Origin of the sequence: Bizionia argentinensis JUB59, assembly GCF_000224335.1 — a bacterium.
GTDB classification, from domain to species: Bacteria; Bacteroidota; Bacteroidia; order Flavobacteriales; family Flavobacteriaceae; genus Algorimicrobium; species Algorimicrobium argentinense.
On the sequence record NZ_AFXZ01000016.1, the window covers coordinates 24839 to 47695 of the forward strand.

22 protein-coding genes and 1 tRNA gene are annotated in these 22857 nt (G+C 33.9%); 9 read left to right on the forward strand and 14 right to left on the reverse strand.

The annotated features are described in order from the left end of the window. Positions 1 to 5: 5 nt before the first annotated feature. Genes BZARG_RS06060 through BZARG_RS06070 form a run of 3 tightly spaced genes read right to left on the reverse strand, consistent with a single transcriptional unit; the run spans position 6 to position 2596 of the window. Positions 6 to 635, reverse strand: a complete 630-nt coding sequence (locus tag BZARG_RS06060; RefSeq protein WP_040288069.1) for a flavin reductase family protein — start codon at positions 633 to 635, stop codon at positions 6 to 8. After that, positions 635 to 1945: an ABC1 kinase family protein gene (locus BZARG_RS06065; protein WP_008636377.1), complete on the reverse strand. Its 1311-nt coding sequence runs from the start codon at positions 1943 to 1945 to the stop codon at positions 635 to 637. The genes BZARG_RS06060 and BZARG_RS06065 overlap by 1 nt, the downstream gene beginning before the upstream one ends. A gap of 6 nt (positions 1946 to 1951) precedes the next feature. Next, entirely contained in the window at positions 1952 to 2596 is a 645-nt protein-coding gene (locus BZARG_RS06070; RefSeq protein ID WP_008636359.1) for a TetR family transcriptional regulator C-terminal domain-containing protein, read from the reverse strand. Positions 2597 to 2731: 135 nt separating this feature from the next. Here BZARG_RS06070 and BZARG_RS06075 point away from each other — a divergent pair, with 135 nt between their 5' ends. Both BZARG_RS06075 and BZARG_RS06080 read left to right on the forward strand, forming a co-directional pair. Then, positions 2732 to 3166 (forward strand): hypothetical protein, encoded by a 435-nt coding sequence (locus tag BZARG_RS06075; protein ID WP_008636420.1) that lies wholly within the window; start codon positions 2732 to 2734, stop codon positions 3164 to 3166. Positions 3167 to 3251: 85 nt separating this feature from the next. Beyond that, positions 3252 to 4100 (forward strand): DUF2911 domain-containing protein, encoded by an 849-nt coding sequence (locus tag BZARG_RS06080; RefSeq protein WP_008636360.1) that lies wholly within the window; start codon positions 3252 to 3254, stop codon positions 4098 to 4100. Positions 4101 to 4213: 113 nt separating this feature from the next. Here the strand turns inward: BZARG_RS06080 and BZARG_RS06085 are convergent, their stop codons facing one another. From BZARG_RS06085 to BZARG_RS06125, 9 genes are all read right to left on the reverse strand, one after another. Next, positions 4214 to 6004 (reverse strand): sodium:solute symporter, encoded by a 1791-nt coding sequence (locus BZARG_RS06085; RefSeq protein WP_008636372.1) that lies wholly within the window; start codon positions 6002 to 6004, stop codon positions 4214 to 4216. A 124-nt stretch (positions 6005 to 6128) separates the two neighbouring features. After that, a complete protein-coding gene (locus tag BZARG_RS06090) occupies positions 6129 to 8627 on the reverse strand; it encodes a PIG-L family deacetylase (protein ID WP_008636387.1) in 2499 nt (832 codons plus the stop codon). 79 nt (positions 8628 to 8706) lie between these two features. After that, positions 8707 to 9774, reverse strand: coding sequence for a magnesium/cobalt transporter CorA (gene corA, locus BZARG_RS06095; protein ID WP_008636424.1), 1068 nt, complete (start codon positions 9772 to 9774; stop codon positions 8707 to 8709). A gap of 33 nt (positions 9775 to 9807) precedes the next feature. Further along, complete coding sequence (locus tag BZARG_RS06100) at positions 9808 to 10353, reverse strand: mechanosensitive ion channel domain-containing protein (RefSeq protein WP_008636462.1); 546 nt, start codon at positions 10351 to 10353, stop codon at positions 9808 to 9810. Between the two features lie 67 nt (positions 10354 to 10420). Then, positions 10421 to 11011, reverse strand: a complete 591-nt coding sequence (locus tag BZARG_RS06105) for a Maf-like protein (protein ID WP_008636386.1) — start codon at positions 11009 to 11011, stop codon at positions 10421 to 10423. 9 nt (positions 11012 to 11020) lie between these two features. Beyond that, on the reverse strand, positions 11021 to 11929 hold the full coding sequence (locus tag BZARG_RS06110; RefSeq protein ID WP_083823834.1) for a geranylgeranylglycerol-phosphate geranylgeranyltransferase: 909 nt from the start codon (positions 11927 to 11929) through the stop codon (positions 11021 to 11023). 49 nt (positions 11930 to 11978) lie between these two features. Continuing rightward, the gene (locus tag BZARG_RS06115) at positions 11979 to 12509 is read right to left on the reverse strand and encodes a KdsC family phosphatase (protein WP_008636366.1); all 531 of its coding nucleotides are present in this window, start codon (positions 12507 to 12509) and stop codon (positions 11979 to 11981) included. Positions 12510 to 12513: 4 nt separating this feature from the next. After that, positions 12514 to 13308, reverse strand: a complete 795-nt coding sequence (locus BZARG_RS06120) for a Rossmann-like and DUF2520 domain-containing protein (protein ID WP_008636394.1) — start codon at positions 13306 to 13308, stop codon at positions 12514 to 12516. 19 nt (positions 13309 to 13327) lie between these two features. Continuing rightward, a complete protein-coding gene (locus tag BZARG_RS06125; RefSeq protein WP_008636393.1) occupies positions 13328 to 13915 on the reverse strand; it encodes a Crp/Fnr family transcriptional regulator in 588 nt (195 codons plus the stop codon). Between the two features lie 71 nt (positions 13916 to 13986). Here BZARG_RS06125 and BZARG_RS06130 point away from each other — a divergent pair, with 71 nt between their 5' ends. The 4 genes from BZARG_RS06130 (at position 13987) to mscL (ending at position 18487) form a co-directional block, all read left to right on the forward strand. After that, positions 13987 to 14283, forward strand: coding sequence for a hypothetical protein (locus BZARG_RS06130; protein WP_008636380.1), 297 nt, complete (start codon positions 13987 to 13989; stop codon positions 14281 to 14283). A gap of 8 nt (positions 14284 to 14291) precedes the next feature. Beyond that, entirely contained in the window at positions 14292 to 14696 is a 405-nt protein-coding gene (locus BZARG_RS06135; RefSeq protein ID WP_008636455.1) for a group III truncated hemoglobin, read from the forward strand. Positions 14697 to 14818: 122 nt separating this feature from the next. Next, positions 14819 to 18031, forward strand: coding sequence for a cytochrome c biogenesis protein (ccsA, locus tag BZARG_RS06140; protein ID WP_040288070.1), 3213 nt, complete (start codon positions 14819 to 14821; stop codon positions 18029 to 18031). A gap of 12 nt (positions 18032 to 18043) precedes the next feature. Beyond that, the gene (gene mscL, locus BZARG_RS06145) at positions 18044 to 18487 is read left to right on the forward strand and encodes a large conductance mechanosensitive channel protein MscL (RefSeq protein WP_008636364.1); all 444 of its coding nucleotides are present in this window, start codon (positions 18044 to 18046) and stop codon (positions 18485 to 18487) included. A gap of 3 nt (positions 18488 to 18490) precedes the next feature. Here the strand turns inward: mscL and BZARG_RS06150 are convergent, their stop codons facing one another. Next, positions 18491 to 18862 carry a hypothetical protein gene (locus tag BZARG_RS06150; protein WP_008636443.1) on the reverse strand — a complete coding sequence of 124 codons (372 nt, stop codon included), beginning with the start codon at positions 18860 to 18862 and terminating at the stop codon, positions 18491 to 18493. A 190-nt stretch (positions 18863 to 19052) separates the two neighbouring features. Between BZARG_RS06150 and BZARG_RS06155 the strand changes: the two genes are divergently transcribed. From BZARG_RS06155 to BZARG_RS06165, 3 genes are all read left to right on the forward strand, one after another. Further along, complete coding sequence (locus BZARG_RS06155) at positions 19053 to 20204, forward strand: trans-sulfuration enzyme family protein (protein ID WP_008636378.1); 1152 nt, start codon at positions 19053 to 19055, stop codon at positions 20202 to 20204. A gap of 3 nt (positions 20205 to 20207) precedes the next feature. Beyond that, positions 20208 to 20930, forward strand: a complete 723-nt coding sequence (gene bshB1 / locus BZARG_RS06160) for a bacillithiol biosynthesis deacetylase BshB1 (RefSeq protein WP_008636439.1) — start codon at positions 20208 to 20210, stop codon at positions 20928 to 20930. A 61-nt stretch (positions 20931 to 20991) separates the two neighbouring features. Then, positions 20992 to 21067 (forward strand) — tRNA-His (locus tag BZARG_RS06165). A gap of 136 nt (positions 21068 to 21203) precedes the next feature. On the opposite strand, the gene BZARG_RS06170 is transcribed toward BZARG_RS06165, so the two are convergent. Continuing rightward, on the reverse strand, positions 21204 to 22760 hold the full coding sequence (locus BZARG_RS06170) for a M28 family peptidase (protein ID WP_008636444.1): 1557 nt from the start codon (positions 22758 to 22760) through the stop codon (positions 21204 to 21206). Positions 22761 to 22857 lie beyond the last annotated feature (97 nt).

Below are 22857 nucleotides of genomic sequence, written 5' to 3' on the forward strand. Positions count from 1 at the left end.
AGTTATTATGTTTTTAAAATTGATTTTGGTCGTTGATAATCTAGTCTGTTTTTTAACAAAGGAATCGCATAGCCATCTAAACCATTAATTGCCGCAATTTGCCCTTTGGATAAATTTACGAAACCATCTGCTTCTAATAAGTCATTTTGAATAAATAGTTCGATTATTTTACCTATTACTAAAATAGTATCGTTTGCTTTTATATAATACTCTTCCACAAATTCCATATGCATTTGCACCGGAGCAGATTTTACAAAAGGTACATTTATTTCAGCTTTATATTCTGACTTTAAAGTAGTCATATCAAACTCTGAAATACTTTTATCATATTTTGCCGATGTATGATGTGCATCATTAATTATAGCCTCATGAACATGGTTTATCGTGTAGAAACCTGTTTCTTTAATATTATCATACGTGTTCCTAGCAACCGTTGTTGGCCGCATTAGTACACCCAATAATGGTGGTTGTGAACCAATATGAGTTACTGAACTAAATATTGCAACGTTTTCAAAGCCATCAGCAGATTTACTACCTATAAGATTAGCCGATTTAAAGCCTGAACAGCTATTTATAAGGTTAATTTTATAGAGATGTTCCATTTCTGAAATATCTTGATGGCTAAAACGTGTCATCATAAATTATGAAAATTGTTTATTTTAACATTTTTCGCTTTTAAGTCGAACATTAAATTATACAATCCGAAAAAAGTCCGGTTAATATAAATAAAGTGTTGCGAGCCGCGATTACCATTCATTTTTCTTAAATCGGTATTTTTGGAATACTTTTCGCCCAAGGCTGCAATACTTCCGAAGAAAGTAGGATCTGAAAAATCGAAAACTTCTGAATGAAGTGGTTTTGTGAAAATGCTCAACATTTCATGGAACATATTACTGAAAAACTCTAATTCTTCAGGAGAATCATCTGGACGCAAAATTTCCAATTCAAACATTTTCTCACGGAAAATAACCGGATTATCTATGCTTTCTTTTTCAGCTAAATCGAAATAAGGAACATAAAAATCTTCCGGAATGGTTTTCATACAACCGAAGTCCAAAGCTATTAAATCGCCTTCTTCTGAAATCAGAAAATTACCAGGATGCGGATCGGCATGTACTTTTTTTAATTTATGCATTTGAAACATATAAAAGTCCCAAAGCGATTGTCCAACTTGATTCGCAATTTCCTGATTGGTGTTTTTGGCAGCAAATTCTGACAAGTGATCGCCAGTCATATAATCCATAGTTATAATCCTATCCGATGATAACTCAGGATAATAGTCTGGAAATTTTAAATGGGGAATATGGCTACAAGCTGCAGATATTACTTGACTTTGTTCAAGTTCAAGGATGTAGTTTGTTTCTTCAACTAACTTGTTTTCTACTTCTTTAAAGTACTTATCGGAATCCTTGCCTTTAATATTAAACATTTTTATAGCAATGGGCTTCACCATAGCCAAATCTGATTGAATACTTTCAGCAACGCCGGGATATTGAATTTTTACAGCCAATTTTTTACCATCCTTTTCCGCAATATGAACTTGGCCAATGCTGGCAGCATTTACGGATGTTGAATTAAAAGTATCGTAAATTTCCTCTGGTGGTTTTCCAAAGTACTTTTTAAAGGTTTTAACAACTAAAGGCGGTGATAATGGCGGTACTGAAAATTGTGCTAAAGAGAATTTTTCCACATAAGCCTGTGGTAAAATACTCTTTTCCATACTTAACATTTGTGCAACTTTTAGCGCACTACCTTTAAGTTGCTTAAGGCCGTCATAAATATCTTCAGCGTTGTTTTTGTTTAATTTTTCTTTGGCTTCCAACTCTGTTTTAGTGAGTTTGTCACCGTAATATCTTAAGTAATTCACGCCTACTTTAGCACCTGTTTTAACCAGTTTACTTGCGCGCTGTATTTTACTTGTCGGAATACTATCTATTGTTTTCATAGTTTTTTATTGCATCTTTTCTTTAAAGAGAAATTTCCCTAAATCTAAAACACTTTTAAGCGGTTTAATATCCATTAAATCAAAACCAGCATGTATAGATTTTTCTATAAATATGTCAGTTTTCTCGAAAGAACTAGAGGTATCATCAAGCCAAAACTTCATGACCATCATAAGTTGAATCCAAAAGGATTCTTGTTTGGCAGAATCTTGAAGTTTAACAATGCGCGGTTCTTTAATATCAATAGTTTCAATATCTAGAGTATCTATATAATTTTTAAAAGCTTCACGCAAACTAGATAAGGAACTTAAAGATTTTAAACCTTTATCTTTAAGGGCATAAACAACATAACTTCTGTTTGCCGTCAAGTTTTCGAAGAATGTGAAATAAAAACTTAATATTTTATTTCGGGCATCAAAATGCTGATAATCTTCGCTTTTTTCTAAAACTAGCATCGTGTTATCGAAGAATACTTTAAAAATCGACTTTTCTAACGCTTCAAATGAAGCGTAGTTACTATAAAAATCAGCTTCTTCAAAATTATTGTCCTTTGCAAACGCATACACAGTTTTTGGTGCATGATTATTGGTTAAAACATAATCCATGTAAAATGAAATAAGCTTTGTTTGGGTAATATTTTTCTTTTTTGCCATAATAATTAAATTCTTATGTAAATATACAAAACGTTTAACAGATTCATGTAAAAGTTAAACAATATTTAACACCAGCTTAGTTGTTAGCCTGGTAAAGTTGTGAAAAGTAGTATATTTGTAATAAAACCATACTTTATGATATTCAAAAAAATTATTTTTATAGGTCTTTTTTCTTCTGTTTTTAGTTTAAGTTTTGCTCAAGTAAAAACCTTAAAAGAAACGGAAATGCAAAAAGCAAAAGTTGATACGTTATACACATTAGATGAGCGTGCAAACATGCACCAGTGGTTTTATAACCGAGTTAATGACATGCAATTGAAAGAGGATTTACGCGATGATTATGATCGTATTGTCAATAAATATGTATTTCAGATGAGTCGCATAAATGATGCGGATAAAAACTACACTCGCCATGAAATTCATGAGAAATATGATATTTTGTTTAAGAAAATGAATATCGAATTGAAGACGATTTTAACTACGGATCAATATGTAAATCATTTGGAGAATTTTGGACTAATACAGCGGAGTATATATAATAAGTGGAATTTTGAGTATATTAAAAACTAATATTTATTTAAGCTTTTATTAACAAGTCTTAATGTCCTTCGGGTTAATTTTGAATTTTGAAACAAATTAATTTAAATTTATTATTATGAAAAAATCACTTTTACTTATTGCGGTTTTTGTATTCGCTTTTGCTGTACATGCCCAAGTAACAACTCCAGAGCAAAGTCCATTTAGTAAGGTGGAACAGAAAGTTGGATTAACTGACGTAACTATTGAATATTCACGTCCAGGCGTTAAAGAGAGAAAAATATTTGGCGATCTTGAAGCTTACGATGCAATTTGGAGAACAGGTGCCAATAAAAATACTATTATTACTTTTAGTGATCCTGTAACTGTTGGAGGTTATAAATTAGAACCAGGTTCTTATTCATTATTTACCAAGCCAGGAGAATCTATGTGGGAAGTATATTTTTATACAGACACAGATAACTGGGGAGCACCAGAAAAATGGGATGATAGTAAAGTAGCTGCCATTGCAAAAGTTAAAGTAGAGAAAACTCCTTTTGTGGTTGAGACATTTACAATTGATATCAACAATATCCAAACAGGTAGTGCTACTTTAGAAATGATGTGGGAAAACACTTATATAGCCATTCCTTTTACGGTGCCAACGGATGATTTGGTATTAAAGTCTATTAATGAAGCTTTAAATGGTACGCCAAAAGCTAGTGATTATTATGCAGCTGCAGTTTATTATTTAAACGAAGGAAAAGATGTTAAGCAATCTAAAGAGTGGATTGATAAAGCAATGAGCATGACGGATAAGCCTGCTTTCTATCAATTAAGACAACAAGCTTTAATTTATGCCAAAGCTGGTGATACTCAAGGTGCCATTAAATTAGCAAAGGAGTCTACCATAGCTGCCAAAGCAGCTGGTAACATGCAATATGTGAGGTTTAATGAGGCGTCGTTAAAAGAATGGGGTGCTAACTAATTAGGACTTTAATAGAAACTTAAAAGCGACTTGGTAAACCCGAGTCGCTTTTTTTTATGTTTAATCGTTAGCATCCAACTGAAATAACCTTCTACTAGTTAATTATGAAATATTTATTTATAGTTGAATGGATTCGACATAATATTCGAATTCACCAATATTAGAACCGCAAAAACCGCTAAAATAAGACCAGAAATTAGCAGTGCTATCATATTAGGTTTTGAAAGGTGCTTAAAGTCAATAAACATAGCAATAATGATTGCTAGCATACAGCCTACAAAATTCAACCATAAAAACGGCAGATTTATGTACTCATAAAGATCTAATAAAAACAAGCTAATTATTATAATTTGTGTAATAATGGCGGCTGTAAAAACAGCGCGACCTTTTACAGCTTTCACGAAAAATGCTAATAGAAAAACACCTAAAATATTACCGTAGAAAATAGAGCCAATAATGTTTACTAATTGGATCAGATTTTCGAATAAATTAGCGATGGAAGCTACCATAATGGCCATAATTCCCCAACCAAAGGTAAACCAACGGGATATTTTCACCATTTCTGTATCGGTTTTTTCGCTGGTGTTTCGCTTGTATAAATCGATAGTGGTTGTGGATGCTAATGCATTTAATTCGCTGGCTGTACTGGACATAGCGGCACTTAAAATAACAGCTAGTAACAAACCAATTAGCCCACGTGGCAGATTATTTAGTATAAAATTAATAAACACATAATCCTTATCATTGCTTTCTACCTTAACACCTTTGACTTCTCCTGCTTTATCAATTAAATAGCGCGCACGCTTACGTATACTATCATTTTTAGTGTTTGCTAAAGCTACGCCAGCAATAGAAGCTTCATTTTTGTTCGAAATAAAATCTGCAATTAGTAATTGTTTGGTGTCGAAAACTGCATCTTGTTCTGCTTCTAATCGCTCAAATTCATCTGCATATTCCGTGTTTAATACGACTTCAGAAGCTACTGGGTTAAAGTTAATAGGCGCTTTATTAAATTGATAAAACACGAAAACCATGACACCCACCATCAGAATAAAAAACTGCATGGGTACTTTAAATATACCGTTGAAAATAAGTCCTAATTGCATTTCGCGAACTGATTTTCCAGACAGATAACGCTGCACCTGACTTTGATCCGTTCCGAAATAAGAAAGCATTAAAAACGTTCCTCCAATAATACCGCTCCAAAAGGTATAGCGATTATCCAGATCGAAAGAGAAATCCAGAATATCCATTTTCCCACTTGCACCAGCAATATCTAAAGCATTGCTAAAAGTTATGTTTTCTGGCAGCTTGTTTACAATTAATATAAAAGCAATAATCATTCCTGTGAAAATCACCACCATTTGATGCTTTTGTGTCACATTCACGGCTTTCGTTCCGCCAGAAACCGTATAAATAATAACCAGAATACCGATAATAATATTCAAGAGTAATAAGTTCCAACCTAATACAACAGATAAAATAATGGCAGGAGCAAAAATGGTAATTCCTGCAGCCAAGCCACGCTGAATTAGAAATAGAATAGCAGTTAAAGTTCGTGTTTTTAAATCGAAGCGATTTTCCAAAAACTCATAAGCCGTATATACTTTTAGCCGGTGATATAAGGGGATAAACACCATACAAATTACCACCATAGCAATGGGCAGTCCGAAATAGAACTGTACAAAGCCCATACCGTCATTATACGCCTGACCTGGGGTAGATAAAAAGGTAATAGCACTTGCTTGCGTGGCCATAACCGATAAACCGATAGTCCACCATTTGGAAGTGTTGCCACCTTTTAAGTAATCTTGTACATTTTTGCTGCCACGGGTTTGGTAGGTACCGTAAGCCACTATTGTAATTAAAGTCAAGGATAAAACAATCCAATCGAGAGTTTGCATAATTTAAAAAGCTTGCATGATGAAGTAAAAAGCGATAAAATAGATGGCGTTAGCTACGAGAACGACCGTGTACATTCTTTCCCATTTGTATTTTTCTGGTTTCATTGTTTTTTGTTTTTCAGAATTATTTTCCTAAAGATAAAATATTAGCAAATAAACGATAGGCGCCCGAAACACCAGCAGGAAATTCTCTAAAGAAACTCAATCCAGTGTAAATATAATAGCCTTCGCCATATTTGGCAACGAGTAAACTTCCTTTTTTAGCCGATTCACCTTTGTCATGCATAGATAAAATAGGCGTGAAGTCCTTCGCCCAAGAATCAGGGAAATATAACCCGCGTTCTTGTGTCCAATTATCAAAATCTGATTGAGTTATTTTATTAGGCACATTTAAAACAGGATGATTTGGCGCTAAAAATTTCACATCCGCGAATTCATCGGTTACACGATCGGTTGATAATTGTAATTTATAGGGTGCTAGATTATCAGTAACCAAACCGCGGCTCGTATTGTACTGAACCACCATGTTTCCGCCATTTTTAACAAAATCAAATAAAATGTTTTGTTTGAATTTTAAAACGTCTATTGTATTATAAGCACGAATTCCAATAACTACAGCGTCATATTGTTTTAAGTTTTTAGCGGTAATAGCACTAGGACTTAAAGTAGTGACATTATAACCAATTTGTTTTAAACTTTCAGGAACTACATCGCCAGCACCAGTAATATAAGCGATTTTTTCGCCTTTCTTTTTAATATCTAAACGCACCACTTTACTTTCGTTAGGCAACAAAACCGTCTGATACGGAATATGATCGTAATCTATTTCAATAAGTTCGTTGGAGTAGGTATTGCCGTTAATAGAAATAACGGGTTTAATATATCCTTCATTTTGATTGATAGGAGGTGTAACGGTGAATAATAATGTTTGTTCATTACCTTTATTGGCAATGCTTATAGATTGTTTTTCTGGTGAAACAATCCAGCCTGTCGGAACTGATAATTGCACGGTTCCCTCTAAATTATCACGACCAGCTTTAACTTTTACGGGAATAACTTTTGCTTTTTCCGTTTCAAAAATAATCACTTTTTGAGCTATTCTAACCGATGCTTCAGGGATAATTTCAAAAGGCTTGTAAACTTCACCTTTTACAGGGTCGTTAGTTTTATAAACAATAGGTTTGGTGAATGGAATAGTAACTCCAGTAATTGAAACATTAAACGTTACGTTGAAATATTCTGGAGATTCCGGTTTTCCAATTAAAGCTTGGTCCGAAACTTTATACATACCCAAACTTCCTTTTTCGGTTAACCAATATGGTGTGGTAATTGGTGTTTTATCTAAAATTGGCGTGCGGAAAGCTTCTTTAATTTTAATAGACTGATTGTTTTTTAAAATCATATTCTTTTTAACAACCAATCCGTTAGGGTTAGTAAAAGATTCCAAATGTATTTCTGAGTTACTTCTATTGATAGCCTCCAAAGTTAGGTTTATGTTTTGATCAGCTGTGGCATGATTGGTTTCGGCAACAGCTTCTAAATATAAACCAGCACAGGCTGAAATAATGCTTTTAATTTCATTAGACTTTATGGTTTTCCAATGGCCGTTTTCTAAATTTTGAATCGCCGAATAGGCTATAACTAACTTCGGAAGTGATGCGGAAGGGTTTTTAAAATCGTAGTTTTTTTCGATATCTTTTAGAATGTTACCGATTGCTGATCCTTCTTTTATGCGATTCCAACTCGTATCAATTCCTTCAAATAAATTTGTTTGATCGGTTGGCATGCTGCCTTTAATCAATTCAATATATTCCTTTTCGCTACCTCGCGTTCCAGTATTTCCAAAACCTTGCGATTTATGCTGACTTCGGCTTAAAGCCGCTATTTCAGTATTACTTAAACCACTTGAAGGAAAGAAAGGTGCCATATCTAAAGCAATTAAATTACTTTTATCTGCTTTGTCATACTTCTCTTGGCTCCCATAAAACCACCAGGATGTATTAAAAAATACGCGCTGTGCTTGCCAAATCTCTGTCGATTTTAACTGATCTGGATACACAGATGAATCGTTAGCCAAATCAAAAGCTTCTAAACTTAACATAGCCGAACTCGTGTGATGACCATGCGTTGTTCCAGGACTTCTATGATCAAAACGATTAATAATAATATCCGGCTGAAATTGACGTATTGCTAAAACTACATCCGACAAAACGGCTTGTTTATTCCAAATGGCCAAGGTTTCATCGGGGTGTTTGGAATAACCAAAATCGTTAGCACGTGTGAAAAGTTGTTGGCCACCGTCAATGGCACGTGCCGTTAAAAGTTCTTGGGTTCTAATAACACCTAAAAGCTCGCTAATTTCTGGGCCAATTAGGTTTTGGCCACCATCACCACGGGTTAAGGATAAATAGGCGGTTCGGGCTTTCACGCCGTTGGCCATATAGGAAATCATACGCGTGTTCTCATCGTCGGGATGTGCTGCAACATATAAAACCGATCCTAAAAAATTAAGTTTTTTTATGGATTCGTAAATCTCGGAGCTGTTTGGTTTTTGTGGTTGCTGCGCGTATGTAAGCGTGGAACTTATTAAAATTAAAAATAGGCAACGTAATAGTTTTATCATCGTGGTTTTTGCTAAAAGACCAAATATAATAAAGAGTTATCAGGATGGGGAGATTTATGGAGCTTTTAACGAAATTAGACTATAACCACTTCTTGCGTTTAAAATAATAAATCATTCCAATAACAATGACACCCATTACAGCCCATAAAATAAAATAACTGTATTTATAATGTAGTTCGGGTATATTATCGAAGTTCATTCCGTAAATACCGGCAATAAAAGTCAATGGGATAAAAATTGTAGACATAATGGTTAATACCTTCATGACCTCATTCATTTTATTGCTAATAGTGGTCATATACATGTCCATTAAACTCCAAATCATTTCACGGAAAATATCAATACTATCTGAAAGTTGAATAATATGATCGTAAACATCACCGTAAAACTGAAGTGTTTTTTTATTAAATAATTCGCTGTCACTTTTTTGAATACGACCAATAATTTCACGCAGTGGATAAATAGCTCGTCGGACCTTTAATAGCTCTTTTTTAAGGCTTAATACTTGTTGGCTTAAATCATCTTTAATTTCGCCACTAAATAGTAGATCTTCCAAATCTTCCACTTTATTGCCCATGGTTTCACTAACAATATAATAGTGGTCTACTACCGCGTCCATTAAAGCATAAAGTAAATAATCGGATCCCAGAGTACGAATCTGACCTTTGCCAGCGCGGAGGCGCTCTCGAACGAAATCAAACACATCACCTTCAGCTTCTTGGAAAGTGAGAACATAATTTTTTCCTAATACAAAACTGACTTGCTCAATGGCTATATTTTCATCAGCATCATAATATAGCATTTTAAGAACCACAAAAATATAATCATCATATTCAACGATTTTTGGACGTTGAGAAATGTTTACAATATCCTCTAATACAAGGGGATGTAAGTTGTAGTGTTTTCCTATTTCTGCAATGGCAGCAATATGATTTAAGCCATTAATATTAATCCATGTAATGGAATCTGTGGATTTAAACTTAAAAGCATCATCAATATTTTGAAGTTCCTGCTCATTTATAAAATCAGAATTATAATCAAAGCATTCTATAAAAAGCTTTTGTTCATCTTTATTACCAGTATATGTTAATGTACCTGGAGATTTGCCAATATGCTTCTTATATTTTGATGTTCTTTTTTTAGCCATAATGTTGAAATTTACAACAATTATTCGGAAAATTTACACGGCATCTGTACCATCATCTTGGGGGAAAAGCATGGCATCCTTTTTCAGTAAAGTTACAGGTTTTTGAAGAATTAAATTATTAGGATAAGTTACCAAATCGCCATTATCCATACGTAAATGCAATTGGAAAGCGGCAATATCTTCAATAATAGCTTCTATAGGGAAGTCTTTATCGTGAATCATAATTTTATCACCCACCTTATATGGGAAATTAAAAAACATAATAATTCCCGATGTAATATTGCTCAAAATGGACCAAATGGCGAAAAGAGCAATTCCAATTACTGCAAAAACGGAAGAGAAAACTAGTGCTAAATCTTTAAATTGTGCCCCGAAAATAATGGTTTCAACCAACATCCATATTAGGACAAGCGTTACCGTAGCATAGCGTGAAATTAAATGAATACGCGCATCGTTAATTCCCGCTTTATGACCAATTTTTCTAATTAATGTTTTGGCAATTAAACGAATAATTAATAAAACAACAAGCAAAATAAAACTTGCGAAAAGTTCAGATTTATAGGTGGTAAAAAACAGCATAAATAGTCAATATTTTGGTGCAAATATAGAATAGAAAGTCTACAAAAGGCTCCGTTTTGTATTATATTTATGATGAAATAAATTGTTGTAAAGCCTGATAAACTAAATGCGTAGGCAATCCAACTACATTAAAATAGGAACCCTCAATTTTAGTAATTCCAATTTGCCCAATCCATTCTTGAATGCCATAAGCACCAGCCTTATCAAAAGGTTTGCAGGTGTTTATATAATAGTAAATTTCTTCATCGGTTAAAGTTTTAAAGGTCACTTTGGTTACATCGTGTATTGTTTTCTGCTTTTCAGTAGTCGTAAAACAAACCGAAGTAATTACGTCGTGAGTAGTGTTACTCAAAGATTTAATCATATTAAAAGCATCCTCGGCATTTTCTGGTTTCCCTAATGCTTTTTTATTGTGCCAAACAATGGTATCACTGGTGATAAGAATATCACTTGGTTGCAATTCTTCTTTAAACGGTAACGATTTTAATTGTGCTAAATAATCGCTGATTTCAAAATGACTTAATTGATCGGAATATTCTTCTATTACTGGCTTTAGAATGATTTCAAAATCTAAACCCAATTCCTTGAAAAACTGTTGCCTTCTTGGTGAACCTGAAGCTAAAATTAATCGAAAGTTTTTTAATTGATCGTTAATCATTTTTGCATTTTAAATTAATTGATAAAGTGCCATAGATAGCATCCCAAAAAGCATGATTAATTTTAACAATTTACTAATGCTACGATAATTTGCTTTCGATTTTGCTTGAAAAACCCGGATTAATACCAAAATTAAAGGGCCAATCACAAAAAGTAAAAAGTAACCCACAACAAACAAGTTTTTATACATATTACTTGTTATGTAGTAAATTAGTGCAAAAATCGGTAAAAAAGTTAAAAAGAAGATCACATGATTTGAGCGTTCGCGGCCTAGAACAATTGGTAGCGTTTTGATACCAGACTTGTAATCACCGTCAATATCTTCCATGTCTTTAACAAGCTCGCGTATAAGATTAATGAGAAAAGCGAAAATAGCGTATGCCAAAATCACTTCGAAATAAAATAATTGAAGGTCTTGATTTTTAATAGTTATGGCTGGTATTAACTCAAATAATCCAACAATAATAACGCTTAAAGCTACTAATATAGAGATGACTATATTTCCTACAACTGGTATTTGTTTTAAATACGTTGCGTAGAGATAAAGTAAGCCAGAAGTTAATACAAATATGGCAAAGAGACCACTACGATCTACCATATTAGACACATAAAACCCTAATAAAACACCAACGACATTAAAACCTATAAATAAATTATAAGCTGTTTTTTCGGAGATTCTTTTCCCAACAATGCGCTGTTTGGGTTTATTAATTGCATCAGTTTCTTGATCGTAAATATCATTAATAATGTATCCTGCAGCTGCGATGCAAACCGTTGCTAATATTAATATAGAAAAACCAAATCCATTTAGCGTAATTATAGCGCCAAATGGTTCTAATAAGGCATATTTAACTAGCAATTGTACCAAGACAATCATGAATAAGTTTTTCCAACGAATTAATGAGAATATGCTTTGCATAGATAATAGAGAGTAGGTTTAGTTATTTGCTTGAAGGCGATTCTTTAAATTAATCATATTGTGCATTAAAATTACCTTGCCAATTGTCTTGAACTTTTAATACTTGTTCAATTACATCACGCACAGCGCCTTCGCCGCCATTTTTATGTGAAATATACTGGGAAATCACCTTAATTTCGGGAGCTGCATCTTGCGGACAACATGGCAAACCAACCATTTTCATAACTGGGTAATCAGGAATATCATCGCCCATATATAAAACGTTTTCAAGTTTAATGCTTTTTTGAGTGAGATAGACATTCAGTTGTTCAATTTTATTATGCGATTTCAGGAAAATATCCTTTATACCTAAACCCTGTAAACGTGAACGAACGCCTTCATTAGAGCCGCCAGAAATAATACAAACATTATAACCTTTATCCACTGCGGTTTTTAGAGCATAACCATCTTTAATATTCATTCTACGAAGCATTTCACCCGAGGTTAAAACGGTCACGCTTCCATCAGTCAAAACACCATCTACATCAAAAATAAAAGTAGTAATATGCTCTAGATATTCTTTATAGCTTTTCTTTTCCATAATATTAAGTATTAAGATTTGTATGTTTAAAAGGCTTGTTTGTAACGCCTTGTGTTTGCTTTATAGCGGATGTTAGTAATTTATAAATAGCTTGATGTTGTTCACTTTCCAGCAATTTTAAATGCTTTTTAATGGTTTTTTTATCGTTGCGTTTTGCGGGGCCTGTTTGAGCTAAATATGGCGAAATATTCTGAACTTTATTAGCCGTTTCTAATATAAGAGGTTTTAAAATATCAAATTCCACACCTTCCGCTTCAGTTATTTCATGTGCCACGCGATATAGTTGATTAGTAAAGTTATTGACAAATACAGCTGCTAAATGTAATGTCCGACGTTGGTCACTATTCACTTTATACGTTTTACAACCAATACTTTCCCCTAATTTTTTTAATAGAGGTGCATCCTTTTTACCAATGGTTTCTAAACAAATTGGCACGGTTTCCATAGGTAAAGGGACATCTTTAGAAAACGTTTGTAACGGATAAAAGACACCACGTCTGTTTTTTTGGTCTATATCATAAACGCTAACGCTACCAGATGTGTGAACGACAAACCGGTCTTCAAAGGGTAGTTTTTCAGAAATTTTTGCAATGGCATCATCACTTACCGCAATAATATAAACGTCTGCTGGTTTTAACAGTGATAAATCGTCAATAGTTTCCACATCAGATTGATGCATGGCTAATTTTCGAATATCCCGATTATACCATTGCACAATAGAAATGGTTTCGGCTTGGCGAAACGCTTTATATAAATGAGTGGCAACATTTCCTGCGCCAATAATAATAACTGTAATCATTAGGCTAAAATACGGATAATTATAAAAAGACTTTGCGCCGTTTGAGGATTAGTTTTTCATCTTTTTCCAATTGCTTTATGGTTCTAATTACCGTTTCAACCCGTAAACCTGTCATATCCGATATTTGTTGACGTGTGAACTTAACTTCATAAAGTTCCGTGGTATTCGTTGCTTCTTTAAAATGATTTAATAGCGTTAAAATTCGGTGTTCGGGTGGATGAATAGAAAGTTCTTGAATAATTTTAGCTTTATAAATCATCCGTTTGCAAAGAATTTTTGTTAGTGCCAAATGTAACTTCGGATGGTTTGCTAATAATTCAAAAAACGATTCTTTTGCTAAAATATAAATTTCACAATCGGTAATGCATTGCGAACAGGCAGGGTAGTGAGAATCTTGGAATAAAGGCGGTTCGCCAAAAGATTTTCCCGCTTCAAAAAAACCTTGAATAAATGCTTTTCCGTCTACCGAATGATTAAACATTTTTAGTTTACCCATTTTAATTTGAAAATAAAACTGTGCGAGCTCATTTTCTCTAAAAACCACTTCACCTTTGGAATACGTTTTTAAAGTCGCATTATACTTTTCTAAAATAGCTATTGGTATCATGGTGATATGATTTGAATCATAAAGAAACAAAGATAAGTTTTAGAACTTTGATAAAACTAAAAAATATAATTATGAATTCCTTATATAAAGAAGCGGTAGATAGTTTTAACGAAAATTATATATTATATATTCCTTTAACTATTATTCTACAAAGTTGTATTGCCTCCATTGCGGCTATGTATATTTTAATAAACTTGGGTGTTGGACCAATTAGTTATTTTGAAATAACTTTGTGTGTTATTTTAGCTATGGGATACAATGGACTTATTTATGCGCAAATTAAGTCTAATATTGTGTTCCCTGTGCTACTAGCCAGTTTAATTATCAATATATTGCTGATTGCTATAAATGTTTATCAACTGTCTTAAAACATTACATGAAAAAAAATATAGAAACTCGAGACGATGTCTTTCTTTTAGTTAGCTCATTTTATGATAAAGTTCGCGCAGACGACTTTTTAGGGCCTTTCTTTAATCGCGTTATAACTGATTGGGAGGCACATATTGAACGCTTAACCATGTTTTGGGAAACGAGTCTATTTATGACTCGAAAACTGGAGAAAAAATATTATGGTAATCCCTTGGAAGTCCACGTTCAAGTAGATAAAGAAAACGATCATGCTATTACCGAACATCATTTTGGTGCTTGGTTAAATTTATGGTTTGAAACTATTGATGAACATTTTGAAGGCGAAATAGCAGATAAAGCCAAAAATCGTGCTCGAAAAATGGGTAGTTTTATGTATTTAAATATATTTCAAGCCAGACCCACAACTACTTAAGATTTTTTTAATCACACTTATTTTAGTTCCATACGCAACATCTTAAAAGACTTGTTTTATTACTACTGAATATAAAACAAAATGTCTTAAATTTGCACGACCCAATTTTAGAGTTTCATATTATGCAAAATAAATTCGCTAAATTTCTATTTTCAACTCGATTAACGTCTATTTTATTTATTGTTTTTGCCGTAGCTATGGCTATAGGTACTTTCATGGATGCCGGACAAGAAACATCTCCAACGCCTTACACCCGTAATTTAATTTACAACACCTGGTGGTTTGAAGCCATTATGGTAGTTTTTGCTATAAACTTTATAGGTAATATAAAAAAATACCGCTTATTACGTTGGAACCAATGGGCGACTTTAACATTACACTTGTCGTTTATAATAATTATCATAGGAGCCGGAATTACCAGATATATTGGTTTTGAAGGTATGATGTCTATTCGTGAAGGAGAAACGGAAAATACGTTCTTAACCCAAAAAACCTACCTCACCGCTTATATTGATGGTGATTTTATGGTAGATGGAATGGCACAGCGAAAAATAATAGAGGAGGAAGTCGATTTTTCACCACGATTAACTAATAAATTCTCTTACAAAACAGATTATGATGGAAAAGATGTTTCCATTGAATTAGAAAATTTTGTAGGTAGTGCCGAATTAGATATAGTTCCCAATGAAACAGGGGAAGAGTATTTAAAAATAGTTGAATCTGGAGGCGGTGCACCTCATAATCACTTTTTAAAAGTTGGAGAAGTGCAGAGTTTACATAACGTTCTTTTCTCCTTGAATAAAGAAGTAGATGGTGCTGTAAATATTACATATAAAGATGGCGATTTAACCATTCAATCGCCCTATGAAGGTGAATATATGACCATGGCAACTGGCAAGATAGGTTTATTAGTAAAAGATAGTTTACAGCCGTTAGTTTTGCGTTCACGTTATATTATTGGCAATATGCAAATGGTGTTTCCAAAGCCAGTTGTGCGCGGTGATTTTGATATTGTGGAAAAATCGCAAATGCTAATAAGTGATGAAGATGGCGTAGTTTTAAAAGTAACAGCCGGAGATGAAACCAAACGCGTTAAACTGTTAGGTGGACAGGGTTTTAATAAACAATTTGAGCACCTGGAAATTGGCGGTTTGGATATTGCTTTTAAATACGGTTCTAAAATATTAGATTTACCTTTTAGCATAAAATTGAACGATTTTATTGCCGATAAATATCCGGGGACAGAAAAAAGTTATTCATCTTTTGCTAGTGAAGTAACCGTTATTGATAAAGAAGGTGAAGATTATGATTATCGTATTTTTATGAATAACATTTTGGATCATGGTGGCTATCGCTTTTTTCAAGCCAGTTTTGATCCCGATGAATTAGGAACACATTTATCCGTTAACCACGATATGCTCGGTACATGGGTAACTTACATTGGTTATATGTTATTATACTTGGGATTAATGGCAATATTATTTGATAAAAATACACGTTTTGGCGATTTAGAAAGAAAATTGACAGCCATTAAAAAGAAGAAAGTAAATAGATTGAAATCCAAAGCGGCAAGCATTTTAATTTTGGCCTGTACATTAACTGGTTTTGCCCAAGGTCACGGTCCGGATGATGGTCATGGTCATAATGATGGTCGACCTACTAAAACACAAATTGATTCAGTTTTAAAAGCGAATATTACACCAAAAGCGCATGCTGAAAAATTTGGCCATTTAGTAATTCAGGATATTGGCGGTCGTATGATGCCCGTAAATACGTTTGCTTCAGAAATGCTTCGGAAGTTAAGTAAAAGCAACACTTACGAAGATTTTGATGCCAATCAAGTGTTTCTGTCTATTCAAGAAAGTCCTTTACTTTGGTATAATGTACCAATTATCTATTTGAAACCTCAAAAAGGGGATTCTATTCGTAGTTTAATTGGCGTTCCTAAAGATCAGAAATTTATTCCATTAGTCGATTTCTTTACACCTACAGGAGATTACAAATTAGCACCTTATTTAGAAGAAGCTTACAAAGCTCAAATACCTAACGGTTTTCAGAAAGAATTTAAAGAAACTGATCAACGTGTTAATTTATTATACAACACCATTGATGGTTATGCACTGCGTATATTTCCAATTCCGGATGATTATAATAATAAATGGATTTCATCGGTAGAATTTAGACGAGACGATCATCGTGAAAATATTAAGGATACACTTTACGGAAATTTCATAAATAATGGTTTTAGTGCTTATTTAATGACCTTAAATAATGCGAAAAAATCAGGTGATTACTCTAAAGTTGATGAAATATTAGAGTCGTTTACCAAAACACAGAAAAAGTTTGGAGGTGATGTCATGCTTTCAGATAAAAAGGTTAATGCAGAGATTCTGTATAATCATTATGATATTTTTCAAAACTTATTTAGCTGGTATTTATATGCTGCTGCCTTAATGTTTATTGTTTTGATGGTTCAAATCTTCAATGAAACCAACAAAATCATTAATACATCAGTCAATATATTTAAAGTTATTATGCTCCTGCTGTTTGTAGTGCATACTTTAGGTTTAATAGCACGTTGGTATATTTCCGGTCATGCACCTTGGAGTGATGCTTATGAATCTATGATTTACGTAGCTTGGGCGACCATGTTTTTCGGATTAGCTTTTGGAAAACGAAGCGACTTAACCATTGCAGCAACTGGTTTTGTAACAGCAATGATATTAATGGTAGCACACTGGAACTGGATGGATCCAGCCATTGCTAACCTACAACCTGTATTAGATAGTTATTGGTTAATGATTCACGTTTCAATAATCGTGGCGAGTTATGGGCCATTTACTTTGGGCATGATATTAGGGTTAGTTGTATTATTCTTAATGATTTTTACAACGAAAAACAATAAAGACAAAATGCTTATCAATATTAAGGAGCTAACCATTATTAATGAAATGTCCCTAACAGTTGGACTTGTTTTATTAACTATTGGAAACTTTTTAGGAGGTATGTGGGCCAATGAAAGTTGGGGTCGCTACTGGGGTTGGGATCCAAAGGAGACCTGGGCTTTAATTAGTATTATGGTTTATGCTTTTGTTATTCACATGCGATTAGTTCCTGGCTTACGTAGCCGTTTTGGATTTAATTTAGCGTCTATAATCGCTTTTTCAAGCATTATGATGACCTACTTTGGTGTTAACTTTTATTTGGCAGGACTGCACTCGTATGCCAGTGGAGATCAAATTGTAAGTGTTAAGTTTATTGTTATTGCATTTGCCATTGTGGGAATTATTGCATTCTTTGCTTATAGAAAGTATGCCAAGTATTATAAGAAATAAAGGTCTTTAATTGTGAAGTTTTTAAGGGAGTTCAAGGAGTTTGCCGTTAAAGGTAATATGATGGATATGGCTATCGGTATTATTATAGGTGCCGCCTTTAATAAGCTTGTAGATGTGCTTGTTAAGCAAGTGTTTTTACCGCCGCTATCATTGCTGGTGGAAGGCGTAAATTTGACTGATAAGCGCATCATTTTACGCCATGAAGTTTTAGGTAACGCTGGTGAAAAAATAACCGATGAAGTAGCTATCGGTTATGGTGCTTTTAGTGAAGCCTTTTTAGATTTCCTAATTGTTGGCTTTACTATTTTCGTAATTGTGAAGTTTTTAAATAGATTACGCGCTAAATCTCAAGACACTAAAAACAAATCGGTTTCTACGCCAAAAGACATAGAGCTCCTCACCAAATTAACCGATTTGGTGGAGGAGCAAAATATCTTATTAAAGTCTAAAAAGTAAAGCTTATAATTTAATAGGCTCTTTGTCCATATTTAAATCATCAAGCATGTCTTGGGTAAATTTGTAATGACCACGACGAGTTATGATTCTAAAACGATCATCTTTCATGCGTGTCAAAACATCTAAAAAGCGCCATTTTGATTTAAGAAGAATTGGCTCTTCAGATTTTAAACTAATTTCAAAATAATGTTTTCTGCCTGCTTTTTCAGCTACAATATTAGGTGTAATTGTAATATCCGATCCTTTTTTATGATAGGATTTTGGCATTTCATAACCTTCAGCATCTGCTTGGATGTTATCGTAACCTAATTTTTCTAGGTAAGCGAGAGATTCTTGTAAGAAAGTCACGTTTTCTTGGTTTTCAGTTGTCGTCATAATCGTAAAGATAGCTATTATTTAATGACTTTTTTATAAAAATATGTTAAATGGCTGTAAGTCAATTGTATATTTTTTTTGATTATCTATTTTAGCTATGATTTTATTTAAAACTCTTAAAAAGTAGTCATAAATGGGTTGTTGGAATAGTAGATTATTGTAAATTAGTAATTCAGAAAAATAAAAATTTATGAACCAGTCAAAGTTCGGTATTAATACCATTTGCACCCATGTTGGGGAAATCACAGACGAGCAGTTTAAAGGTGCTGTATCGCCAATATATGTATCAACATCCTATGAGTTTGACGGTGTTGATGTAAAACGCTATCCGCGTTATTTTAATACCCCGAATCAAGAACATTTAGCTAAAAAAATGGCAGCATTAGAACATACAGAAGCGGCATTAATTTTCGGTTCTGGAATGGCGGCTTTAAGTGCCTTATTTTTAACTTTTTTAAAATCGGGCGATCATTTGGTGGTTCAAAACACGCTTTATGGTGGGGCGACTCACTTTATACGAGAGGAATTACCTAAATATGGTATTTCATTTACCTTTACGGATGGTTATGAGGTTTCGGACTTTGAAGCAGCCATTAAACCTAATACCAAGTTGATTCATATTGAAACACCTTCCAATCCCTTATTAACCATAACTGATATTGCTGGTATTGCTGAACTTGGAAAAACGCACAGTATTTTAACGAGTATTGATAATACGTTTGCGAGTCCAATTAATCAAAATCCAATCGATTTTGGGATTGATATTATAATGCATTCGGCAACCAAATATCTAGGAGGACACAGTGATATTTTAGCAGGTGCTTTAATGGCATCCGATGAATTAATTGGTCAGATTTGGCACGTAGCTAAAAACTTTGGTGGGAACTTAAGCGATCATACAGTTTGGTTGCTAGAAAGAAGTATGAAAACACTGGCTTTACGTGTAAAAAGACAAACAAAAAATGCCCGGAAATTAGCCGAATATTTAGACAAGCATTCCGATGTTAAAGCGGTCTATTATCCAGGACTTAAATCTCACCCACAATACAAACTAGCCAAATTGCAAATGCAGGGATTTGGCGGAATGATGTCCTTTGAATTGCGTGACGGTTTGGACGCTTTAAAATTCCAAAAGGAATTAAAACTGATTAAATCCTCTATGAGTTTAGCAGGTGTGGAAAGTACTATGTTATCACCTTCTTTAACATCACACGCCTTGTTATCACAGGAAGAACGCGATGCCATTGGCATTAGCGATCAGTTAATTCGTTTTTCTGTCGGTATAGAATCTAGAAAGGATTTAAAAGCTGATATTGAACAAGCTATTAAAAATATACTATAATTTATGAAATTAGATATTCTAGCTATTGGAGCCCATCCAGATGATGTGGAATTGGGTTGTGGTGGTACAATTGCTAAAGAAATAGCAAACGGTAAAACGGTTGGTATAATCGATTTAACGCGGGGAGAATTAGGAACTCGTGGCACAGCAGATACTCGTGATGCGGAATCTACCGAAGCAGCACGAATTTTAGGCGTTTCTGTTCGTGAAAATTTAGAATTTGCGGATGGTTTTTTTATTAATGATAAAACGCATCAACTGCAGATTATTAAAATGATTCGTAAATACCAACCAGAAATTATTTTATGCAATGCTATAACAGACCGCCATATCGATCATGGAAAGGGTAGTAATGCGGTAAGTGATGCCTGTTTTTTAAGTGGATTAATTAAAATTGAAACGAGATTAGATGACTCTGATACGCTTCAAAAACCTTGGCGACCGAAGCAAGTTTACCATTACATCCAGTGGAAATACCTAGAACCAGACTTTGTAGTGGATATTTCGGATTTTATGGAAAAAAAATTAGCTGCGGTTTTTGCTTATAAAACACAGTTCTATGACGCTAAAAGTACTGAACCAGAAACACCTATTTCTAATAGGAATTTCATTGATAGTGTGGACTATAGGGCTAGGGATTTAGGTAGAATTGTAGGTGTAAATTACGCTGAAGGTTACACCGTGGAACGGTACCCCGCGGTGGATAGTTTATTTGATTTAAAATAATTTATCAAAAATAGTTTGCAGCAATTAGGAAAAGAATTACCTTTGCAGTCGTTATTAAAATGGTGGTTGTAGCTCAGTTGGTTAGAGCATTGGTTTGTGGTACCAAGGGTCGCGGGTTCGAATCCCGTCTTCCACCCAAAATTAAAAAGCCTTTCAGGATTCTGAAAGGCTTTTTTTGTATGTACAACTCGCGAGTTTTACATACAAAGCATAAAAAAAGCCTATTACAAAGTCATGACTTTGTAATAGGCTTTTTAAATATATAGCGATAAATTATTTTGCCGCTTTATCCACTGTAATTCTATTATCACGGTTGGCTAATTCCCAAGCCGTATAGAATACTAGTCGTGTTCTATTTTCTAATAAATCGTAACGAATTTTGTCAGGCGTATCACTTGCGCGGTGATAATCGTCGTGAGTTCCGTTGAAGTAAAATATAACTGGAATATTGTTTTTAGCGAAGTTGTAATGATCTGAACGGTAGTAAAAACGATTCGGGTCATTCTCATCATTATATGTATAATCCAATTCAATATTCATATACGTTTCATTCATTTCCTCCGAAATGTTGTGTAATTCTGTGCTTAACTTGTCACTACCTATTAAATAGATATAATTGTCTGCACCAGTAGTTCGTTCAGGATCTGTACGACCAATCATATCAATATTTAAGTTAGCCACTGTATTTGCTAAAGGGAAAATTGGATCCATATCTGTATAATAACGAGAACCTAAAAGTCCTTTTTCTTCACCTGTAACATGTAAAAATAAAATAGAACGTTTCGGTCCATGTCCATTTTTAACAGCCGTTTTAAAAGCTTCTGCTATTTCAACAATGGCAACCGTACCCGACCCGTCGTCGTCTGCACCATTAAAAATTTCGCCATCTTCTATACCCATATGGTCAAGATGCGCTGATAGAACAATAATTTCATCTGGATATTCCGAACCTTTAATAAAGGCTGCTACGTTTTCAGATGAAAATTCGTTTGCTGCATTTACATACTCTAAATTCATAGGAACAGAAACTGTTTTAGACTTGGTAGCAGTTTCAATAGTTGGCATAATAGCTTTAGCTAAATCTGTATTAATTAAAAAGTAAAACATATCTTCTGCATCACCTCTTAAAGACATACTACCGTTTGAACCTCCAAAACGCTTAGATGCCATTTCGTAAATTTCAGGATAGTAAAACAAAACAGCTTTAGCGCCCCGATCTTTTGCAGCATCGCGTTTAGCCCCAAATTCTTGTCTGAAATTAGACCAGCTTGAACTTTGGTCAGTACCGCTAATTACGTAGTTTCCATTAGCCATTTTAGGTTCGCCAGATTTTATTAAAACAATCTTACCCTTTACATCCAAATCGGTATAACTATTATATTTTTCATCCTCAATACCATAATCGGCAAAAATAATATCGTTCACCGAAAGAGAACCATTTTTGGAAGTGGAGGCCGAAACAAAATCATCGATCATTTTAAAAGATTTTCCATTAACAGTTAAGTTAACTTTTGGAGCTTCGTTAATTTCTAAAGGAACATCTTGAAAATAGTTCCCGTCGGCTTTGGCGGCAGCAACGTCCATTGCAACATACTGTTGCTTTAAATATTCAACGGCCATCTTTTGTCCTTTAGCTCCAGTGAGTCTACCTTCAAACTCATCGGAAGCGAATGTGTAAAGCATTTCTTTTAACTCCGCAGAGGTTATGGTATTACCATAATCCATTGGATTTACTGCTTGTTGCGGTTTTGTTTCACTCTGTTTTTCCTGTGTTGATCCACAGCTAAATGCTAAAAGGACAGCGCTTAATAATATGACTGATTTTCTCATAATTACTTGTAAGTAAGGTTAGTATTTTAATGACATTAGACTAATATGCTATAATACGAAAAAACCATTCATTTTGAAGAGAAGGACATTTACATTT

Bases quoted from the DNA above. Each gene is read 5' to 3' on its own strand.
- ccsA (WP_040288070.1), top strand. From the start codon at position 14,819: ATGCAAAATAAATTCGCTAAATTTCTATTTTCAACTCGATTAACGTCT.
- bshB1 (WP_008636439.1), top strand. From the start codon at position 20,208: ATGAAATTAGATATTCTAGCTATTGGAGCCCATCCAGATGATGTGGAA.
- BZARG_RS06150 (WP_008636443.1), bottom strand. From the start codon at position 18,862: ATGACGACAACTGAAAACCAAGAAAACGTGACTTTCTTACAAGAATCT.
- BZARG_RS06090 (WP_008636387.1), bottom strand. From the start codon at position 8,627: ATGATAAAACTATTACGTTGCCTATTTTTAATTTTAATAAGTTCCACG.
- BZARG_RS06155 (WP_008636378.1), top strand. From the start codon at position 19,053: ATGAACCAGTCAAAGTTCGGTATTAATACCATTTGCACCCATGTTGGG.
- BZARG_RS06115 (WP_008636366.1), bottom strand. From the start codon at position 12,509: ATGGAAAAGAAAAGCTATAAAGAATATCTAGAGCATATTACTACTTTT.
- corA (WP_008636424.1), bottom strand. From the start codon at position 9,774: ATGGCTAAAAAAAGAACATCAAAATATAAGAAGCATATTGGCAAATCT.
- BZARG_RS06080 (WP_008636360.1), top strand. From the start codon at position 3,252: ATGAAAAAATCACTTTTACTTATTGCGGTTTTTGTATTCGCTTTTGCT.
- BZARG_RS06060 (WP_040288069.1), bottom strand. From the start codon at position 635: ATGACACGTTTTAGCCATCAAGATATTTCAGAAATGGAACATCTCTAT.
- BZARG_RS06070 (WP_008636359.1), bottom strand. From the start codon at position 2,596: ATGGCAAAAAAGAAAAATATTACCCAAACAAAGCTTATTTCATTTTAC.
- BZARG_RS06130 (WP_008636380.1), top strand. From the start codon at position 13,987: ATGAATTCCTTATATAAAGAAGCGGTAGATAGTTTTAACGAAAATTAT.
- BZARG_RS06170 (WP_008636444.1), bottom strand. From the start codon at position 22,760: ATGAGAAAATCAGTCATATTATTAAGCGCTGTCCTTTTAGCATTTAGC.
- BZARG_RS06100 (WP_008636462.1), bottom strand. From the start codon at position 10,353: ATGCTGTTTTTTACCACCTATAAATCTGAACTTTTCGCAAGTTTTATT.
- BZARG_RS06135 (WP_008636455.1), top strand. From the start codon at position 14,292: ATGAAAAAAAATATAGAAACTCGAGACGATGTCTTTCTTTTAGTTAGC.
- BZARG_RS06065 (WP_008636377.1), bottom strand. From the start codon at position 1,945: ATGAAAACAATAGATAGTATTCCGACAAGTAAAATACAGCGCGCAAGT.
- BZARG_RS06110 (WP_083823834.1), bottom strand. From the start codon at position 11,929: ATGCAAAGCATATTCTCATTAATTCGTTGGAAAAACTTATTCATGATT.
- BZARG_RS06075 (WP_008636420.1), top strand. From the start codon at position 2,732: ATGATATTCAAAAAAATTATTTTTATAGGTCTTTTTTCTTCTGTTTTT.
- BZARG_RS06105 (WP_008636386.1), bottom strand. From the start codon at position 11,011: ATGATTAACGATCAATTAAAAAACTTTCGATTAATTTTAGCTTCAGGT.
- BZARG_RS06120 (WP_008636394.1), bottom strand. From the start codon at position 13,308: ATGATTACAGTTATTATTATTGGCGCAGGAAATGTTGCCACTCATTTA.
- BZARG_RS06085 (WP_008636372.1), bottom strand. From the start codon at position 6,004: ATGCAAACTCTCGATTGGATTGTTTTATCCTTGACTTTAATTACAATA.
- BZARG_RS06125 (WP_008636393.1), bottom strand. From the start codon at position 13,915: ATGATACCAATAGCTATTTTAGAAAAGTATAATGCGACTTTAAAAACG.